Source organism: Bradyrhizobium sp. 170 (assembly GCF_023101085.1).
Classification (GTDB): domain Bacteria; phylum Pseudomonadota; class Alphaproteobacteria; order Rhizobiales; family Xanthobacteraceae; genus Bradyrhizobium.
The window spans coordinates 1,820,958-1,840,186 of the sequence record NZ_CP064703.1 but is presented as its reverse complement, the minus strand read 5'-3'; the positions used below and the strand labels follow the sequence as shown (position 1 = coordinate 1,840,186).

The window sequence follows — 19,229 nt, the reverse complement described above, 5'->3', positions numbered from 1 at the left end:
ACCAGTTCGATCGCCGCAGTCTTGGGCCCTCACCTGGTCGAGCGATTTCGCGATTTGGGCGAGATTGCTACACCTTGTTGCCACTCGTTCGGCGTTCGTCCGTCGCGGGCAACGCAAATACTAGAATCAGAAGCGACTTGCGAAGAAACGTCAGCGCAGCCGTTGAGCTTGCCCTGACTTCTATCGATTCCCGTGAATTCGTTTGATTGCAGGGTAAACCGATTCAAGTCCGTTACCAGGGCGGTCTCGAGATCGGTTGGATCGATCTGCTTCTTGAGGTTGGCCGTAAGCTTCTCTCGATCGAGTTCACCTTCCCACCAGGCGACGACCACGCAGGCGACGCCATTTCCGCAGAGATTAGTGAGCGCGCGGCATTCGCTCATAAACTTGTCGATGCCGAGCACGATCGCCATGCCCGGCACCAGCCGCGGATCGACTACGGCGAGCGTCGCCGCCAGCGTAACGAAGCCCGCGCCGGTGATGCCGGAGGCGCCCTTTGAGGTCAGCATGGCAACGAACAGGATGGTCAGTTGCTGGCCAAAGGAAATATTGACGCCGAGCGCCTGCGCAATGAACAGCGTCGCCAGCGTCATGTAGATGTTGGTGCCGTCGAGGTTGAACGAATATCCCGTCGGCACGACGAGCCCGACCACCGATTTGGAGCAACCGAGACGCTCAAGCTTCTCCATCAGGGACGGCAGCGCGCTTTCCGAGGAGGAGGTCCCGAGCACGATCAGCAGTTCATCCTTGATATAGGCCAGGAACTTGAAGATCGAGAAGCCGGCTATCCGTGCGATAATGCCGAGCACGACGAACACGAACAGCGCTGCCGTGACATAGAACGTCGCGATCAGCCCGATCAGGTTGAGGATCGCACCGGAGCCGAATTTTCCGATGGTGTAGGCCATGGCGCCGAACGCGCCGATCGGCGCCGCGTGCATCACAATCGAGATCACGCCGAACACGCCATGCGCGGCGTCGTCGATGAAAGAGCGGATGGTTTGACCGCGCTCGCCAAGGCCCATTAGCGCGAAGCCGAACAGGATTGAGAACAACAGCACCTGCAGGATCTCGCCCTGCGCGAACGCGCCGACCACGGTGTCGGGAATGATATGCAGGATGAAGTCGACGGTCTTCTGCGCCTCCGCCTGCTTCGCGTAGTTGGCCACTGCTTGTGCGTTCGCCGCGGCGCTGCCAAATCCTGCGCCGGGCCGCACCAGATTGCCGACGATGAGGCCGATCACCAGAGTGAAAGTGGATACAATCTCGAAATAAACCAGCGCCTTAATGCCGATGCGTCCGACCTTTTTGGCGTCCTGGATGTGCGCTATGCCCGAAACCACCGTGCAGAAGATGATCGGCGCAATCACCATCTTGATCAGCTTGATGAAGCCATCGCCGAGCGCCTTGATCCAGTCATTGGTAGCTAGATTTGGCCAGAGCCAGCCAACGAGGGCACCGAGCATGATCGCGATCAGCACCTGAACGTAGAGGATGCGGTACCACGGTTTAGATGCGGCGGGCGCAGTCGGCGCCTTCTCCATCGCAATCGTTGCCGCCATGACGTTTACTCCCTCTTGTTTTTTTCATGCATTGCCGCTTAGGCGTTGCGCAGCCTATGCGGTGATATGGACCTTCCAAATCTCGCGCTATTGCGCCTTTCACGGCGATGGGTCGATGCAAACAACCCTTCAGTCCATATTACCTTTCACGCCGCAGCGAAGCCGTCGACCGAACCCATTCACCATCGACGCGACCGCGGTGTAGTTTTGATCAGGATTGCATGCTACAACCTGACGCTACGTGAGGTTCAAGGCATTTCAATAGTCCGCTTAACGATATTCTATTCTTGCCCGTCCTCGGCTCTGCGCCATCATACCGATCGCGCCACAATTCGAACTTAGGTTGATCGGCATGAAGATGCCACGACGTCAATTTCTTGACGGGAATTTTGCGCGGCATTGATCTGCTACCCTGATTGATCTCGGCTGGTGGGATTATGGAAACAGCCGTCCGCAAAGAGGGCTGGAGGATAGCGCCTGGATACGATCCAGTCGTTCGTCTGCCTCGGCCTGCTCCCGGAAATTGGGCTCGGCTGCTCGGCCAAACCGGCAAGCTCCGGATCGACTTCCGAATGAGATCTTTGTTCCGGCGAACTATTTCCGAAGCGCCAAATGAGTAACGCAAGCGGCGTGGATGCGGCGGCATTGAGCTCGGCGTCGCTCAACTGGTCCACCAGACCGAGCACGTGATGCCAGACATACCAGTCGACAAAAAGGAAACGACCCCGCTATGTCTGAGCTTGATCGACCCTAACCACGGCGCCCAGCATCGCCGCGGTCGCGGCAAACACTGAACGCGTACAAACCCCGTTGTCCCAAGCCGGCCTAGTCTCTATTCAGGATCACCGGGTGGACCCAATGTGCGACGCTCCCCACGAATACTCCACTCTCACTCTGCTGCTGGCGGTCTGCGTGTCCTCCGCGGTCCGGCACCTCCACATGTCCGCGACCGCCGTCGGCGTGACGCTCGGGATGTATGGTCTCGCGGCTACGCGGGTGATGCAGCGGCTCGCCTTCGGCATCGTGATCGACTCGAGCCAGTGACGGGATTCATCTCTCCAGCCGTGATGGCGCTGACCACCATCGTGCCGACGCCGCTCCTCGCGGGGGCCTCAGCTTCTTCCTGCTCAGCGCGGGCGGGATCCGATGGGTGATCTCGCGACGACGCTGCGGCAATCGGTGACGCCGCCTGCTCGGCCGCATCTTCGCGATCACTGATGAGCTATGGCGGCCGCCAGCTCGGCTCCGCGTTAGGAGCCATCGACGGCAGGCTGATGGGACGGAGACTTGCCTCTATCTGGCGGGCCGCGATCTTCGCCGCGCAGGCGCTGCTCATCCTACTGTCGCCCGCGGTCTCGCTGGCGCGGCAGCCGACATGGTGGGCGCGCCTGCCTGTTGTTGGTGGGCTCGCCCGCCAAACCTCATCGTTATTACGAGCCAACGGTCGCAATGACGGGCTGAGTGCGACGCATTATAGGAAACAGCTCACTACGGCCGCATGAACATAAAATCGGTGGCGGGGTCGCAATTGTCGGCCACAAAGCGCAGCTCCGACTGAACGTCAGCAACGGGCCGGCTCTCGAGATATTTTGTGACCAGCAGACCGAGCAGCGCTCGACAAACGCTGTCAGTCGCGTGGCCGGCGCCTGTACCATCCGCAATAGCGGCAGAGAAATGGCGTGCTGCGATTTCAGTTGCTGACATTCCGTGGCTCCAAATGACCAGATCACCCATTATAATCAGAAAAACCTGCAGCGCCATTGATCTTGGTCAACATGGATGGCGCCGTTCGTCCGTCGTGGTACTGAAGGCGGTCTGCTGCTGGCCATTTGCGCCCTACACGCGACGGCCACCGTCACATCTTTGGAGATATTTGAATGCAGGGAGAGACCTTCCTTTGGCTGGTCCGGCATGTGGTTGTCGACTGCCCTGGAGGCACGATTCACCCTTCCGATGCTCCGGCCGATCTTGGTGATCGGACGCATTTGGAAGCCGTGCGTAGGTGCTTGCCGCAGAACGCCCTCAGCTATGCTAGTCCGTCTCAACGAACTCTCGATACAGCGCGTGCCCTCCGGTTTGATCCGATCTCGGTGCCTGAGTTCATGGAGCAGAGTTTCGGAGATTGGACCGGCCGACGTCACGACGATCTCGCCGCTTGCGGAGGAGAAAGCTACACGCAGTTCTGGAAGGATGCCGCTCGCTCAAGGCCACCCGGCGGCGAAAGCTTCGAAGATCAAATTGCCAGGGTTCGGCACGGGCTTCGCAAGGTAGCTCCCGGTCTGGCAACGCTCGTCGTTCATTCTGGCACCATTCGCGCTGCACTCTGCACCGCGCTCGACATCGCACCGCAAGCAGCCTTGCGCTTCGTTATCCATCCGCTGTCCATTACGCGAATTGATCGGCTGCGGGACGATTGGCGGGTTGTGTCGGTAAATCAGAATGTCACCTTATGAGCGGTTCGGAACCTTGGCCTGCGCGAAGGTCGTCATGCCGTTGTGCAGGGCGCATGCAAGCCGCAGGATCGGCAATGCGAGCGCGGCGCCCGATCCCTCGCCGAGCCGAAGATCCAGATTGAATAGTGGCTGAACATCTGGTGCGGCCTGGAGAGGTAATCCCTGGCGATGCAAAGCTTGTGATCCTGCCGGGCTCGAAGTCGACACGCGGGGATCTCGCATTCCTGCGCGCCCAAGGCTGGGACATCGATCTTCTTGCGCATCATCGTCGCGGCGGCCATGTGCTCGGCGTCTGCGGCGGTTACCAGATGCTCGGACGCCGTGTGACGGATCCGGAGGGAATCGATGGACCGGCCGGAGAAACTCCAGGCCTCGGACTCATCGACGTAACGACGGTGATGACGCCAAGCAAGACTCTAACCCGCGTCAAGGCGGTCCACGCGGCGACGAACCGGCCGATCGAGGCTTACGAGATTCACATCGGGCATACCGACGGGCCGGATCGTGCACGGCCCTTTGCCTTGCTTGGCGGAGCGCCGGAAGGCGCGGTATCCAGCGACGGCCGCGTGTACGGCAGCTATCTGCACGGCCTGTTCGCTTCCGACAGTTTTCGCAAGGCATTTCTGGCGCAACTGAACATTCCGGCCGCCGATCAGCAGTACCGCGCCAGGGTGGATAGCGCGCTCGATTCGCTTGCCGATTACATCGATACCCATCTTGATGTCGAAGGCCTACTTTCGCTTGCCCGCTGAGGAACGGCGATCAAAGCGAGACTGTGGCAGCAAACCGCGCCCATTCCGTCTCGTTACCCGGCAAGCCAAGCCGCAGCCATCCCGGCCTTTGCCCAAATATTCGCGACCATATCTGGCGGCGCGCGAGCTTCTGCTGCGCCGCTCGTGCGTCACCAGTTTCATACAGCCGGAACAGCGGCGTGCCGCCGGCCAATGTCCAGCCCTGCGATTGCACTTGAGCATCCAGGCGGAGGCAATCGCGCGCCAGACGCGTCGAGGTCGCGTTTGCCCAATCGCGATCCAGCAAGGCTCGCCGTCCGATCACAATCGCTGCACCCGAAATGGGCCACGGGCCGACCATGGCCCCCAACGCAGCGACATCGGCCTCACTGCCGAGCGCAAAACCGAGGCGCAGTCCCGCAAGCCCGTAGAATTTTCCAAACGAGCGCAGGACTAACAGCCCCGGGCGTCCCGCCTCAGGGGCCAACGACAAGCCGGAAACGGCATCAGTGAAGCTCTCGTCGACGACGAGTCGACCGACGCGCGGCAAGAGCGCCAGCAGTTCGCTTGGATCAAAGCATCGGCCGTCTGGATTGTTGGGATTGACAATCACGGCGATATCCGCTCCTAGCAGCCCCTCGAGATCAAAGACCTCGACCACGTCCCAGGCTGCAGCGGAAAGAACCCCCGCATATTCGTTATAAGTCGGCGCAAGAATCCGTGCCTGACCGCGCGATGAAAGACTTGGCAACAACTGGATGGCCGCTTGTACACCACCAAGCGCCACGATTGGTGCCTTGGTGACGTAGGCCTCTCGCGCGGCCTGATGGAGGGATTCGATATCGGATCGCGAAGGCAGCGCGCTCCAGGACCTGGGCTCCACCTCACCCACCGGATAGGGCCGCCGATTGATTCCGGTTGAGAGGTCGATCCAGTCCTGCGTGCGCCCGCCGAAGCGGTGCAAGGCAAGATCGAGATTTCCTCCATGCTCGAGCATTGACTTCTCCGTCATGCGAAAGCCAAAATCGCAAGCGCACCGGCCAATAGAACCATGGCGCGGACATAGAGCATCAGCCCTTGCCGGATGTCTGCGGCGAGCGGATCGTGTGCGCCCTCGTTGAGCCAGGATTCGTCGGCGATGCTTCCGTGATAGACTCGCGGCCCACTGAGCCGCACGCCCAGCGCGCCGGCCATCGCTGCTTCCGGCCAGCCGGCATTGATCGAGCGGTGACGGTTCGCATCACGCGCCATGCAAGACAACGAGTTCGAAGGGCGCGCCGCCAGCAGCACAAACAGCAAGCCGGTAAGACGCGCTGGTATGAAATTTGCGAGATCGTCGATGCGCGCGGCAGCCCAACCGAAATCTTCGTGGCGCATCGTGCGATGGCCGATCATGGAATCGAGTGTATTGATCGCCTTGTAACCGACGATGCCTGGCAGCCCGAACAACGCCCCCCAGAACACGGGCGCCACAATGCCGTCGGAAGCGTTCTCGGCGAGGCTCTCGATGGCAGCGCGCGCAATGCCCGATTCATCGAGAGCTGCGGGATCGCGTCCGACGATCTGCGCGACCGCCGAGCGTGCGGCTGCGATATCACCGTATTGCAAGGTGTGAGCAACAGCGGCCACATGATCATAGAGAGAACGCAGCGCAACCAAGGGCCATGCGAGAATTCCCAGGAACACAACGCGGCTCCAATCAAAGACAAGCGCAAGTTGGATTGCCCATCCAATGCCGGCCGAAACTCCAATCACGAAAGTCGCTACGGCTGCGCCAGCAATGCGCCGGACTCCAGAAGGGTCGATGGTCCTGTTAAGGCTAATATCGAGGATGTTGATCAGCCTGCCGAGCCAGGTGACGGGATGACCGACGCGCGCGAACAGTCCATTGGGCCAGCCCAACAAGGCGTCCACCATCATTGCCATCGCCATCGCTCCCGCAAAGCCCATTCGTCGTCTCCCGTCTGGGTCCTGATGCACAAGAATTCTGGATCAAGGCAAGCCCATTTCGCCTGATTCGTCTTTGTGTTTGTCAGAGATTGGTGATTAGTGCTGGCCTTAAACGGAGGACGTCATGGCTATCATACTCATCACGGGCGGCGCCCGATCCGGTAAAAGCCGACGCGCAGAAGTCCGCGTCTGCGCCTTTTCGGGGCAACCCTTCTATATTGCCACGGCAGAGGCGCTCGACAAAGAAATGGGCGAGCGAATAGCAAGGCATAGGGCGCGGCGAGGAAAGGAATGGACCGAGCGCGAGGTTCCGCTCGATCTCGTGCAGGCGCTGGTCGAAACAGATGGCCGCGGTGCAAGGCTGGTCGATTGTCTCACGCTCTGGCTGTCGAACCTGCTCCACGCGGAGCGGAACTGGTTGCAAGAGGCTTCGCTGCTCGCTGACGTGCTCGCCCGGCAACGCAGCCCGGTCATCATGGTTACGAACGAGGTTGGGCTCGGCATCGTACCAGACAATGCGTTGGCGCGCGCATTCCGGGACGCGGCAGGTATCCTGAACCAGACGATTGCCTCCGTTGCGGACGAAGTCGAACTCGTGGTCGCAGGATTGCCGATGAAGCTAAAGTAGCTCCGCTAGTTTCTGGGTACAGGGCTGAAGACACATGTATCATTTCAAGCTTCTCAGGGGCATCGTCACTGACCTGAGAAATGCCATCTCGTTCTCCACGATCCTGCCTTTCGGGCCGGCGAAGCCGGTTAGCGATGGCGATGTTGCCCGCGCGGGCTGGGCGTTGCCGATGGCCGGACTGCTGGTGGGTATTACAGGAGCTGCGGTCTATTGGATCGCGCGCGAGGTCGGTTTGACATCTGGGCCCGCCGCCATGCTGGCGCTGGCGGCCACGGTCCTTTTAACCGGCGCAATGCACGAGGACGGTTTTGCCGATACCGCCGACGGCTTCGGCGGCGGCCGGACGCGCGAGAGAAAGCTCGAGATCATGCGGGATAGCCGGATCGGCACTTACGGCGCGTGCGCGCTGATTGGATCCCTTACCTTGCGATGGAGCGCGCTGGAAGCGATCGGCTAAAATCGATTGCGGCTGCGCTTTCGGTTGCACATGCGGCGGCACGCGCCGGCTTGCCCGCTTTCATGTGGCTGATCCCGCCGGCGCGATCGGACGGGCTTTCGGCCGGAGCCGGACGACCGCCGGGGCGAAGTGCGGCCCTTGCATTTGCTCTTGGGGCTCTTTGCCTGATCTTCGGTTTCGGGCCGAGCAAGGCGATGATCGGAGTGATTTTGCTGTCACTGGTCGGGCTGATGCTGGCGTGGCTTGCCACAAGACAGGTCGGAGGACAGACAGGTGATATACTAGGTGCGTTTGAGCAGATTGGCGAGATCGCGATTTTGCTGATGGCGGCCGCCCTGCCCCACACGAAACTGCGACCCTGATGGTCTCATTCGACGAAACTTTTCGCCGGCAACTGCACGAGCTCTTTGTGTGGCGCCGCGATGTGCGGCGCTTTCGTCACGATCCTCTGCCGAGCGGTGCCATGGAGTGGCTCATTGAGATCGCCTGCCTTTCTCCTTCGGTCGGCCTGAGTCAGCCTTGGCGCTTCATCATCATCGAAGACAAGGCGAGGCGCAGCGCTGTAGTCGAGGACTTCAAGACCTGCAACGCCGATGCGCTGCATTCTTATTCAAGCGAACGCGGCGCGCAGTACACTACCCTGAAGCTCGCCGGCCTCGAAGAGGCGCCGGGTCATCTGGCCGTTTTCGCGGACAAGGCAAGCGATCTCGGTCATGGCCTCGGGCGTGCAACGATGCCGGAAACTATCGAATATTCCGTTGCCGCAGCCATCTGCTGCATGTGGCTCGCTGCACGCGCAGAAGGCATCGGACTAGGCTGGGTGTCGATCCTGAATCCGGATCGCATCTACGAGATTCTTGAAGTGCCGGAGTCCTGGAAATTCATTGGCTATCTCTGCGTGGGCTATCCCCAGCTGGAGTTTGATCGACCCGAACTTGAACGCGCCAACTGGGAACATCGCCGAACGTCGAAGGAGTTTACGATTAGACGCTAACCCATCGCGGGCGCAATTACCGCGGCTTTGTGCTCCGAGGATTCGGACGTCTCCTTTGAGAGAGCCTCCACGCAGAAATGGACCAATGACTTGTCGCGCGACGCGAACTTTTACGCGACTTTCCTAACCACTGGACGACAACGAGATCCATGAATGCCGCTATGACCGTGAGAGCGACCATCATGGCCTCTACGGCGACCATCGTATGCCGCTCTATGACGGGCTCAAAATACTGTCTGACTTTATTCAAGTCAGTCGGAGCGTACATTACAGAGAACCCACCATAGACACCAGCAGCTTTGTTCTTATAGCGAGGTTCATCAAGCAAAAGAATGCCCGCGTTGGGGCGTGCTCCAGTTTAAGCCGCTGGGATTTTCTGTTATCTGCGCAGATTGGCCGTCTGGACTGAGTGAGCGCTGGATTGAAACCTTATTATAGAAGCGAGCATCAAAATTGTACTTCAGGTTGAGAGCTGGCGTCGGCGCCGGATTGTTGCTCATGTCTGCTTGGTAAAGGATGTTCGACGAGGGTCCAAAAACGTTTACTCCTGCGTTCCCTCCGACCACTGTGCCTGCGAACTCATTTTGATTTCTGAGGTAACCCATTTTGAGTTCGAGTTTCCTGCCGAAAAACGTCTGATAGTAGGCAATTGTGTTGATTCCTACTCTATCTGGCCCGCCGGGCTTCCATGTCCAGTATTGCTGCTCGGCTCCTACGATGATCTGACCATCGGGAATTCCAAAGCGGCTTGAACCCGGGCAAGGATGTGAAATCCTTGATGATCATCACGTCTTCGCGGACGCGTGCGCCCCGGCAAGCCTTCGAGGAACGAAGCCGGTCTTCCAGGCGTCGCCGACCAAGAGAGCATTTCAGCCCGCGGCACCCCTGCGTCGCAAGTGCAAGTCCCAGGGATTCCTTTTGCACGGCAAGATTTTCTCTTTCTTTCCATGTCAGACCCGGGATGGCCCGGGCGCGGTTCTCCGAAAACCGCGCCAGCCTTGCGGCCAGGTTGGGATCGCGCGCCGTCAATGCGTCCACCGCGGCCGCGAATGTCTTCGGCGGCAGCAATCCGCCGATGCCGAGGATGCGACGAAGGGGGCCCTGAGTCTTGCGGGAACCAGGCCGACAAGTTCTTCAATGGAAGGGGCCGTTCCAATCTCTGCAACTCGGTCATGTTGAGCCGGGCCAACCCGGTCCCCGCCGACATGCCCTTTCGGCCGTCGGCGATGTGCGTGATCGCGCCGTCGCGAAGCACGCCAGCACGACCAACGTGTTGCTACCGCAGGAAAAGCTCGGCACGGGTTCGGCGACGTACCGCGTGGCCTCGTGCCGGTTTTCTTCGGCGTAGCTCAGAATAATGTCACGCCGGCCCTCCGGAACATGGAGGACGTAAGCGGTTGCGGCAGGCATGAGAGTGGTCCTTCAGCCGGAAATTCGACCGGTGGCGCAATCCGCAAAGGTAAGTTCCATAGGACGCGGTTGTAAGGGGAGCCCGCCACAATTGGCTGGGCTGCAGCCCAGATCCGCATTTGGCTCTGCGTTTAAGGAGCAGAAATAAGAACACTTGCCCCAAGGCGAGACGCTGGCTATGCGGCCGGGCAACATTTCAAGTGCGTTCCCCAATGCCAGAAAGGCAAAAATAGCCGAATTTCTTTGCATTCAGACCGGGATCCTGAATCTTTATTGAAGTTTTTAGAAATAACCTTGAATATGGATAGGCATAGAGCTTTCTTACCCAAGGTTTTCCATGAATCGCGACCATCTCAGCCATGCCATCCGGGAGCGACTGAAACGGCTACCGTCGCCGTTCGACTCCCATTACGGGGTCGTTCCACTGCCACCGCCCGAGGAGGGGATTGCGGTGGGTCCGGTCCTCGCACGGCTTAAGCCGGCAGACGCGGCCCTTGTCAGAATTGAGACACTCGCGGCGGAACTCAAGGACCCCTATCTCATCAGCCGCATATTGCCCCGGCGCGAGGCTGTAAGCAGTTCGTCGATCGAAGGGACGAACAGCACACTCGACGAACTGCTGTCAGTTGAGGAAAGCGAAGATTCCCCGCAGGGCGAAGCCGCCGCGCAAGTGCGCGACTACGCACTCGCACTCGATAATTTTCTACCCCGCGCGCGCAAAGAAAAGCTGAAATTGTTCACGACCGCTCTGACTCAGGATCTGCATCGTGCCGTTATGCGTGGCGATGCTGACTATAAGGACAAGCCCGGAGATTTCCGAGAGCGGGTGGTGTGGATCGGCGGCAGAGGCGACATCGCGTATTCGACCTATAATCCAACGCCACCTGCCGATATCGCGGCCTGCCTCGAAGACACCGTGAAATACATGCGCTGCGAGGGGATGCAGGCGATGTACCAGAGCTTCATCGTGCGCATGTCAGTGGCGCATGCGCATTTCGAGGCGGTCCATCCATTCCGCGACGGCAACGGCCGCGTTGGACGTCTGCTGTTACCGCTGATGATGGCGGCAGAGGGAATGATGCCGCTTTATCTCTCGCCCTACATCGAGGCCCACAAGACGGCTTATTACGACTCCCTCAAGGCAGCGCAGCAACGGCTGGAATGGCACGAAGCGGTGGGGTTCATGGCAGATGCAGTGGTCGGCACGACCGATGAGCTACTCAAGACGCGCGAGGCCTTGGCCACACTTGGCGCTATGTGGCGCGAACGTCGGAAATTCCGGCAGGGCTCTGCCAGCCTTCGCGCACTCGATGTATTACCCCATTATCCAGTTCTAACCGTGAAGCGCCTGGCTAAGCTTCTCGACATCACTGTGCAGGCAGCTTCCCAAGCAGTGGAGCAGCTTGTCGAGCGCAAGATTCTCGTGGAGCGGACTGGCTATGCCCGCAACCGCGTATTCACTGCGCCTGATGCGCTGTCGATTATCAACCGCCCGTTCGGCGAAGACCCGATTCTTCCCGGCCCACCTTCATGACGATTCTCAGTCCATGGTCTGATGGTTCGTTCATACCAGACAGTGTAGCACAAACCTTCGCATGGTATTGTCCACATACCATTGCTGAGCCAGGGCGAATATGAGCGATTTCTCGAATTTCCGCGCCGTCTATAACGAGCTGACCGACGCTGTAACAAGCGCAAAATATCAATTCTTCAAAGACCATTTGGAGAATTTCCACCGTAACATCGACGACACGCCAAGAGCGCACCGCGTCGTTTCCGACCTGGAGAAGCGCGTCGATTTTCCGACATGGTACGCGGAGTGCAAGGAGACGATTGGATCGATGGTCGGGAGCGGGACGCTCGCATGGCCGAAGGACAAGACCGACAGACTGGCCATGCACGTCGCCCTGCTCCGGGCGCTCGGCAATGCGAGCTGGATATGTATGACTTCTGTGCCGCCTTCCTGTACACGGCTAACGATTACAATACTATGTCTATGATATATCCCGGCAACTCTTCCTGCCGACGACGCGCGAGTTGATACGCTACATTGAACGGCATTTCGATGCTGCCGACATTCCAGCATCCGACCGCATCGTCACTATCAATCACAACAGCAAGGAATATACCGATGCCGACGGGGCGATGGCGGAACTTGAAACAGCCATCCGCGAAGCCAACGACTTTGACGATCCGGCAGAGAGGGAGCAGCGCGAGGCGGAAATCTCCGCCGCGCGGCGCCTCATAAGATCGGCTCGGGTTCGCGTCGATCTGCTCGTGGATCTGATTAAACCAACTGTCGTGCAGTATGCGACAAAAGTGAAGGACGGTATCGTCGCCAACGCAGCCAACGCGACCGTCACCGCATTGGGCGTGTTGCTCGGGTACGCGTTCAAGGCGCTACTCGGCCTGTAGCGTTATAATCAACAGCTCGCCGTTCGCCACAGACCAAAAAGTGCCTGACGGCAACATCAACCCGCACGGTCATCGTTGAATCTGCTTCGTCAACGTCGCAGTAAATCAGGTCTCCAGTAGTCGGCTTGGCGCGTTAAGAGGCCCTTTAAGCCGCCTCCGTTTGAAGCAGTTTTGACGGAAGCTGAGAATGGGGATCGCTTCTCCAAACAGCAGCAGAGCTGACCGACCCTCAATCGCCTCGGAATTCTCATGTTTGTCTTTTCCAGGAGGGCAATTCAACAGCGCCTTCATGACCTACGAAGTGCTCGACCATGATCAGTGCGACAAAACTGCCGCTCGCCTTAACAAGCCAGGTAGCGACCGACTGGCAGCGATGTGGGAGATAATTTTCCTCTATGCTTTTGGCAAAATAGGAAAGCTCACGTCTGAGCAGGCGCTCGCAACCGGCAAGAAGCCCGATATCAGCTTTAGCTTTCTGGGTGAAGCTGCAGTGGGGTTGATCGCCGACATCACTGCTGTTTCGGATGACGGCCTCGATAAGGATAATCCGATACAACAACTCTCCGCGGAGATTGCGCGCGAGGCCAAGAAGGCCGGACTACCCCCGGGAGGCATCGAGGCGGCAGATTTATCTAAGCCCTTCCATTGCGAGCCGCAGCGACTTCGGGATGCGCTGCGCCTTTCCGGCTGAAATAAACGCCACGCGTACACGCGCCGTGACTATGAGATCGTCTCCGCGCCTGCATTCCTGCAGCAAGGCAATCGACGCTCCCTCACCTCTTGCGGGACTGTCACGACATCAAGCAGGTCATCCAAGACCGCCGGTTTTAGAAAATCGATCGTCATGGAGCGGACAACGAAGGCAAAGCCGGGCGCATCGTTCTTGGCTTCTTTGAGTAGCGCTTGCTGAGTGGTTCCGAGCAGGCGCAAGTAGTTCGTTCTACCGCGTTCCATGAAGCGCAAAAAATTTGCGTGATAAACAATCTGACCGGAGTCAGTATCTTCGAAATAGACGCGGACCTGCATATGATGGCCGCCGTCGCGAAGTTCGCCATCAAGAGAAGCTGTCACAATGCGGTTCCCTTACTGCCCTTCTGGGACGAATTGTCTTGCACAGACGCGCGTTTCCGCAGCAAGTGCCAATGGGCTTGGTGCGTGCAGGTGGAGGCTCCCGGCGCAAGGCCGCTCGGAGACCGGTTGCTGTTGCGAGAAGCCGGAACCCCCTATCCAGATTTCGGGCAAGTCCCGCATGCACGGATGGTTTGCAGAGCTCTTATCGCTGCTCAGCAATCCCTGAGGACCGAAGTCGCCCCACCGGCAAGTGCCTTGATCTCCGCGTAATCTGCGCTTCGCAGGCCAAAGTTGGGATTGCCCGGCAGTGCGGATTGTTCAGCAAGCAGTCCTGTTCCGCGGAATCCTACCATTCATAGCAGTTGTTAAACTCCGGCCGGTCAGCCATCGCGGCTGGATATTCCAGGTGAGATGGTCATGGAGATCGATGAAACCGGGCAGAATGATCCACGGCACTTTGACTGGAGAGTCGGCCGCGCCGACGCGCTGCGGCCGGGCCTCGTCGCTCGGTACGACGCGCACCGCGCCTGGGAAGTCCGCGCCGAGCGCCGCCACGAGATCGAAGCCGCTCCGTGGCCACCCCGCCGCAAGAAAGCGACGAGTTCATTTGCATATCCGTCACGTGCCGGGACGCTGCCTTTATCAGCCGAGCGATTCGGTCGTAAGGTCGCCGTTGGAGCAGATGTTCGAGTTCGGCATGAGAGGCCGCCATCGTCATTCAACATTCCGCGTTGTCGTGTTCAGCCGTGTCCGGCTGAAGACGTTAATGTCTGGGGCCAGACACTGAGGCGCGAGTATTCCGTCGGTGGACGCGAAGCACATGGTTCTGCCCTCTTCAAGCGAGGCTCGCAAATGTCTTTTGTGGCACGTGGATTGCTGGGACACCGTAAAGGATCCGCACGACCATGACGGTCTCGCATTCGCCGGCCCAGGAGTTCAAATGAAACTTGCTCGATTGATCCAAATCAATGCCATGGACGCTGCGCTGTTGAGTGCGGTCCCGCCTAAGGCTTTGCCGCGTCCCTCGCGGTTGCCGCTGTCGTTCTTCGCGTTGGATAACTCTCAAGACCACCAGACGCGACTAGCATTCAGCGCGCTTAGTCCCGAGCAAATCCAAACCAGTGTGACACGTTTGGGCGGCTGTGTGGCGAATGCATGCAGCGGCATGCGAATGTCGGCGTCGGATCGGAAGGAAACCAAATCAAGCTTGGTCTCGGGCAATGGCCGCCTCCTTTCGAAAGAGGGGAGCGGACCGAAGTTGTTCAATGGCACGCTGGAGCAGATCGAGCTCGGCGCCCGACTCGGCGCTGGTCACACTCGGAGGTGGAGCACCACGAGCAGTATTCGCACTCCTCGGCGCCTGAAGCCTTCCTCGGTGCCGTTTCGCAACGCCGAAGGACATTCGGCCTCGGCCACGGCATCTGTCTTCCTCGCGGAACCATAATCATCCCGCGCGTGTCGCCGAGCGGATGGCGACACTCGTTCTGATCTACGGTGGTTACCTCGAGTGGGAGCCGACAAATCCGCGCCTTTGATCGAAATGCACGACTTCGGTATCGAGCCCGAGCTGAAGAGCGCGATGTGACACGAGGAACGGAGCTGCCATCGCGGCTTGCCTTCACACGAAAGCTAGAGGAGTTTAGAAAAATGCGCGCGCCGACCTATTCCGAGGCCTTGGAATTCGCGATCGACCGCTCGTACGACATCAACCTTGACATGTTGAGGTCACGGAATTTGCACCTTGATACGCACAACGATTATCTTGTCGGCACATATCCGCCTCTCAAGGCAATGGGCGACCTGAACGCCGAAAAGTTGTTGCTCCAGGTTACATCGTCAATTGATCTCTATTTTCACATCCCCTTCTGTGATCAGTATTGCACCTTTTGCCACTTCGCCAAGGAAATCAATCCATCTTCCGGGCGAGTGGAGCGCTATCTGGCGGCTTTAGATAAAGAGATGAGTTGGTCGGACGCGGCGCTGGCTGGCAGAGCTGTTGAGACTGCTTTTTTTGGAGGCGGCACTCCCTCGTTCTTGACCAACCGTCAACTCGAAACGCTATTTGGTATGATTAGCCGGCGCTTTGATTTGTCTAAGTCGGAGGTGAGTTTCGAATTGCATCCCTCTCTTGCAAAGGAAGTGGACGCTGCAGATCGCATATCCACACTGCTTAGAGCCGGCGTAAACCGCTTCGTATTGGGCGTTCAGAGTCTAGATCCTAGCATTTTACGCATATTGAACCGCGGGCACCACGTGGACGAAGTAGTACAACTCGTAAAGTTACTGAATGAGATGGGCGTTGAGAATCTGTCGCTTGACCTCATGTATGGGTTGCCGCAGCAAACGCTCCGGAGCTGGTACGACTCACTTATCGGCTTACTGGATATGGGAATAGAGAAGTTCAATGTATTCCCATTGATGTTTAAATCCACAGACCCCGTAGCCCGCCATTTGGCTCGGGGACGATATCAATTTGCCGGGGCTAAGGAGCGCATTATCATGCATTTTATGGCCGAGCACATCCTCACGAAACTCGGCTATCGCCATGGGCCGATTTTCTATTGGAGTAAGCAGCCGCAGCCACACTCGGTTCAACAGAGCCGCAAATACGATTCCTGGAACGACAATAATCTGGTCCCGTTTGGGGTTGCCGGATTTGGTTACATGAGCCAGTGCCAGTTCTATAACGAGGCAGATTTGGATCGCTACCTGTATAGGGTTGAGGCGGGCGAGAAGCCAGTGTGGAAGGGTGTTGTCCTGTCGCAAGATGATCTCATGCGCAGAACGGTAATGTTTGCCCTGCGAAGCAGCGGGGTGTTGCTCTCCCGCTTCGAGCGGGAGTTTGGGGTGTCCATCGAGAAATGCTTTGGCCGCGAGCTTGAACTCTTGAATGAGGCAGGACTCATCTGCATTTCAAACGATGGCCTGCTTTCGTTAACCGCCGCCGGCACCATCAATTCGGGCGCCGTATCGCTGCTATTTTTCTCGAACAGTATACTTGAGCGGGTCGCGTACAACGACAGTAGGATAGTAGACAAACGAACTGATCTGCTCGAAAAACATGATTACTCACCGGCCGGACGATACGGGTCAAGTGCCGAAATGCAAGTTGCTTTTCGATGAAGTCGCGGGCGCCGCAAGGGTCGCCCTGCCAGGCGGAGGACATATTTTCGCATCTGACCGATAGCATTGATCGCCGGCAGCGAGAACGCCCGCTTGGGCCGGTCAGCAATTTTGTCGCCGATCAACTGCCGCACTGCATTGCGGAGATCAAATGCAGTGAACGACCAGATGAAGCGGTTAAGGCTCTTGGGCGTAGCATCAACGCGATGATTGCGGAGACGGACTATGATGCGCAGCTGCTCAGTCTGCCGCAGCCGGACTTCGAGATCGCTAAGACAGACATCCAATATCTCGTAAATTGTGCTTATCAGATGTCTGCGTTTGCCGGCCTTCATCCCGTGGACGCCGAGCTGACGGTGGGAGAGGCACTGAGCCGCCTTGCGCGCTCAAGTTGTCAACGGCAGCCTGGCATTGAGGTCCTCTCCTATGAAGATATGATCCTTACGAATCCATTGCAGAACGATCCACGCGTATACTGCCTCGGCGCGGCCGGGGTCGAGGAGCGAGATTTTTGCTTGGGCCATCAGATCATCGAGAGCGAATTGCAGTCAGCAATGGACGCTCTGCTTAAGTTGCGTGATGTGGCCGACGTGGATGCGGGGCAATGTCTCGCGCTATGCCTGGAGCGCCTTGAGTCAGCAAACTATGTTCTGACGCGCTTTTATGAACATATGTCGCCGGACTTATTTGGCCAATTTCGTGTGTTTTACGGAAAGAATCCTTACAAGAATACGCTTGGTCCAAGCGGCCGCTTCTCGGCCCGTATCGTGGCGGTCTCGGTGCTACTGGTCGGTGAAGAACTCTTCCACCAGAAACCGCAATTTTATAGGGATCTGTATCGGCTGTCCGAATATTATCCGCAGAGATGCATTCACGAGGTATTCCGCTGGCTGTCGTCAGGCAAAGGGAGTGCACCGCTCAAGCCGAGTTGGCTAAAGGGGAAAGCGGACTTTCCCAGGGTTGCGACCATTTCGCCAGTCATGGAGCATCACGGCGGCGAAATCGGAACGCTGCGCACGTCCTGTGTTTGTGCACTAGATCGGTTTACCCGGATGCACCGTAGTACGGCCTTAAAATATACGGTTGAGCCGGGTCGTCCAGTTGTCGGAGTTGAGGTATCGGAAAGTGTTGAGGCTGTCCTTTCTCAGCGGCTGTTGACAGAGGCGCGCCGGTAAGCTGACGGTGGTCTCTGCGTGGCGAAAAGCAGACAACGATGCCAGAGGCGCAGGCGTCCGACACCGGTCGAGAGGTGATAGTCGATGTCTCAAGACGAACTGATCCTTCGTCGGTTCGAGTCTGGGGATAGCGATGATGTATGGCATCTGCACAGAAGCGCATCGCAGGATGTTGGTGTGTGTGGCCCGGAAGGGGCCTGGGAGGATGATTTACGCAATATCGGGGAAGTATACATCGCCTCGGGCGGAGACTTCGTAGTTGCGCATATTGGTCCCCGACTCGCTGCCATGGGTGGGCTGAACCCTTTTGATGATGATGTCGCAGAACTTAAACGTATGCGGGTCGACCCCGTCTTTCAGCGACGAGGGTTTGGAAGGAGGGTTCTTCGTGAATTGGAGTCGCGAGCTCTTGCTCTCGGTTTCAAATGGATAATGCTCGACACAACAACGATCCAAGTAGGGGCCCAAAGACTTTATGAGAGCTCTGGCTATGTTCGCCGCAGGGAAGGGATGTTGCACGGATATGCAGTGATCTTTTACGAGAAGCGGCTCATTGGCCAGGATGACCCCGCATGAGCAAATGAGGTTGTGAGACCGGATAATCCAGTGAAGCTCTACGGACGCGCAACGAGCACAAATTCAATCACTGCCCCTGACTAGCCCAAACGCCCAAACTCGCTCCTTGGGAATGATGTCGAATGCGCTCAGATAAAACCGTAACATCCGCGAGGACTTTCTCGTTGAGTCCCGCGAGATCTGCGATCGGAATGAATCGTGTCACTGTAGCTGACAAGGACGTGAAGGTTTTGCGACCGATAGGCGTCGAACGCACGCACAAACTCACGCCTGGCCGAACCAGCGTTGAATTCAAAACGAGAGCTGACACGGTGCGCCAGCGGCGGATAGGCGAAGACGCTCTGGAGCGTCGTGGGCTCGCGACGTGAGCGGATGGCGCGAAGCGTCGAAAGTCAGCGGAAGTCGGGGCCGCCTGTTCAGACGGACGGTCGCAACCTGCATAGCGTGGGACAGACTTAAAGCGTCCCCCGTGAAGATGCGATAGCCCAGCCGCTTGAAATGCCTGGACACCGGTGCATGTGCCGGCGAACGGATCGTAGAGCGAGTGGCCCCGGCGCCATGCGCGCGGCAAAACTCTCCAGCCAGGGCAGCGTCGCGGTCTTCGAGACGATATAGCGCATCAGGTCTACCGCCTTGTCCGAACCGCGTCGTCGACCTCGAATGCCTCAACTGCACGCGGCAACA

17 protein-coding genes and 4 pseudogenes are annotated in these 19,229 nt (G+C 58.2%); 15 read left to right on the top strand and 6 right to left on the bottom strand.

Annotation, left to right across the window (positions count from 1 at the left end):
* Positions 1-227: 227 nt before the first annotated feature.
* Positions 228-1,562 (bottom strand): annotated as a pseudogene (locus tag IVB05_RS08730) (dicarboxylate/amino acid:cation symporter); the annotation flags it as partial.
* An 858-nt stretch (positions 1,563-2,420) separates the two neighbouring features.
* Between IVB05_RS08730 and IVB05_RS08725 the strand changes: the two are divergent.
* Positions 2,421-2,606 carry a hypothetical protein gene (locus IVB05_RS08725; protein ID WP_247783863.1) on the top strand — a complete coding sequence of 62 codons (186 nt, stop codon included), beginning with the start codon at positions 2,421-2,423 and terminating at the stop codon, positions 2,604-2,606.
* Positions 2,607-3,050: 444 nt separating this feature from the next.
* Here the strand turns inward: IVB05_RS08725 and IVB05_RS08720 are convergent, their stop codons facing one another.
* Positions 3,051-3,323: a hypothetical protein gene (locus IVB05_RS08720; protein ID WP_247509344.1), complete on the bottom strand. Its 273-nt coding sequence runs from the start codon at positions 3,321-3,323 to the stop codon at positions 3,051-3,053.
* Between the two features lie 116 nt (positions 3,324-3,439).
* Between IVB05_RS08720 and IVB05_RS08715 the strand changes: the two genes are divergently transcribed.
* Positions 3,440-4,015 (top strand): histidine phosphatase family protein, encoded by a 576-nt coding sequence (locus IVB05_RS08715; RefSeq protein WP_247783862.1) that lies wholly within the window; start codon positions 3,440-3,442, stop codon positions 4,013-4,015.
* Here the strand turns inward: IVB05_RS08715 and IVB05_RS08710 are convergent.
* Positions 4,010-4,174 (bottom strand): annotated as a pseudogene (locus tag IVB05_RS08710) (nicotinate-nucleotide--dimethylbenzimidazole phosphoribosyltransferase); the annotation flags it as partial. The gene IVB05_RS08715 and the pseudogene IVB05_RS08710 overlap by 6 nt on opposite strands.
* Here IVB05_RS08710 and IVB05_RS08705 point away from each other — a divergent pair.
* Positions 4,153-4,767: pseudogene (locus tag IVB05_RS08705) on the top strand (cobyric acid synthase CobQ); the annotation flags it as partial. The pseudogenes IVB05_RS08710 and IVB05_RS08705 sit on opposite strands and share 22 nt — an antisense overlap.
* Before the next feature lie 10 nt (positions 4,768-4,777).
* Here IVB05_RS08705 and cobD read toward each other — a convergent pair.
* On the bottom strand, positions 4,778-5,743 hold the full coding sequence (gene cobD, locus IVB05_RS08700) for a threonine-phosphate decarboxylase CobD (RefSeq protein WP_247783860.1): 966 nt from the start codon (positions 5,741-5,743) through the stop codon (positions 4,778-4,780).
* Between the two features lie 11 nt (positions 5,744-5,754).
* Complete coding sequence (gene cbiB, locus IVB05_RS08695; protein WP_247783859.1) at positions 5,755-6,696, bottom strand: adenosylcobinamide-phosphate synthase CbiB; 942 nt, start codon at positions 6,694-6,696, stop codon at positions 5,755-5,757.
* 124 nt (positions 6,697-6,820) lie between these two features.
* Here cbiB and cobU point away from each other — a divergent pair, with 124 nt between their 5' ends.
* The 8 genes from cobU (at position 6,821) to IVB05_RS08660 (ending at position 13,291) form a co-directional block, all read left to right on the top strand.
* Positions 6,821-7,324: a bifunctional adenosylcobinamide kinase/adenosylcobinamide-phosphate guanylyltransferase gene (gene cobU / locus IVB05_RS08690; RefSeq protein ID WP_247783858.1), complete on the top strand. Its 504-nt coding sequence runs from the start codon at positions 6,821-6,823 to the stop codon at positions 7,322-7,324.
* A 34-nt stretch (positions 7,325-7,358) separates the two neighbouring features.
* The gene (locus IVB05_RS43395) at positions 7,359-7,781 is read left to right on the top strand and encodes an adenosylcobinamide-GDP ribazoletransferase (RefSeq protein ID WP_253075650.1); all 423 of its coding nucleotides are present in this window, start codon (positions 7,359-7,361) and stop codon (positions 7,779-7,781) included.
* Positions 7,754-8,143 (top strand): adenosylcobinamide-GDP ribazoletransferase, encoded by a 390-nt coding sequence (locus IVB05_RS43390; RefSeq protein WP_346771837.1) that lies wholly within the window; start codon positions 7,754-7,756, stop codon positions 8,141-8,143. The genes IVB05_RS43395 and IVB05_RS43390 overlap by 28 nt, the downstream gene beginning before the upstream one ends.
* Positions 8,143-8,775, top strand: a complete 633-nt coding sequence (bluB, locus tag IVB05_RS08680) for a 5,6-dimethylbenzimidazole synthase (protein ID WP_247783857.1) — start codon at positions 8,143-8,145, stop codon at positions 8,773-8,775. The genes IVB05_RS43390 and bluB overlap by 1 nt, the downstream gene beginning before the upstream one ends.
* Before the next feature lie 1,747 nt (positions 8,776-10,522).
* Positions 10,523-11,719: a Fic/DOC family N-terminal domain-containing protein gene (locus tag IVB05_RS08675; protein ID WP_247783856.1), complete on the top strand. Its 1,197-nt coding sequence runs from the start codon at positions 10,523-10,525 to the stop codon at positions 11,717-11,719.
* Between the two features lie 100 nt (positions 11,720-11,819).
* Positions 11,820-12,185 (top strand): hypothetical protein, encoded by a 366-nt coding sequence (locus tag IVB05_RS08670; RefSeq protein WP_247509374.1) that lies wholly within the window; start codon positions 11,820-11,822, stop codon positions 12,183-12,185.
* 37 nt (positions 12,186-12,222) lie between these two features.
* Positions 12,223-12,600 (top strand): hypothetical protein, encoded by a 378-nt coding sequence (locus IVB05_RS08665; protein ID WP_247783855.1) that lies wholly within the window; start codon positions 12,223-12,225, stop codon positions 12,598-12,600.
* 289 nt (positions 12,601-12,889) lie between these two features.
* Positions 12,890-13,291 carry a hypothetical protein gene (locus IVB05_RS08660; protein ID WP_247783854.1) on the top strand — a complete coding sequence of 134 codons (402 nt, stop codon included), beginning with the start codon at positions 12,890-12,892 and terminating at the stop codon, positions 13,289-13,291.
* Here IVB05_RS08660 and ybgC read toward each other — a convergent pair.
* A pseudogene (ybgC, locus tag IVB05_RS08655) lies at positions 13,229-13,671 on the bottom strand (tol-pal system-associated acyl-CoA thioesterase). The gene IVB05_RS08660 and the pseudogene ybgC sit on opposite strands and share 63 nt — an antisense overlap.
* Positions 13,672-14,611: 940 nt before the next feature.
* Here ybgC and IVB05_RS08650 point away from each other — a divergent pair.
* From IVB05_RS08650 to IVB05_RS08635, 4 genes are all read left to right on the top strand, one after another.
* Positions 14,612-15,115: a hypothetical protein gene (locus IVB05_RS08650; RefSeq protein ID WP_247783853.1), complete on the top strand. Its 504-nt coding sequence runs from the start codon at positions 14,612-14,614 to the stop codon at positions 15,113-15,115.
* Positions 15,116-15,318: 203 nt separating this feature from the next.
* Positions 15,319-16,794: a coproporphyrinogen-III oxidase family protein gene (locus tag IVB05_RS08645; protein ID WP_247509377.1), complete on the top strand. Its 1,476-nt coding sequence runs from the start codon at positions 15,319-15,321 to the stop codon at positions 16,792-16,794.
* Complete coding sequence (locus IVB05_RS08640) at positions 16,791-17,969, top strand: hypothetical protein (RefSeq protein ID WP_247783852.1); 1,179 nt, start codon at positions 16,791-16,793, stop codon at positions 17,967-17,969. Before IVB05_RS08645 ends, IVB05_RS08640 begins: the two co-directional genes overlap by 4 nt.
* Before the next feature lie 84 nt (positions 17,970-18,053).
* Positions 18,054-18,545, top strand: a complete 492-nt coding sequence (locus IVB05_RS08635; protein ID WP_247519333.1) for a GNAT family N-acetyltransferase — start codon at positions 18,054-18,056, stop codon at positions 18,543-18,545.
* Positions 18,546-19,229 lie beyond the last annotated feature (684 nt).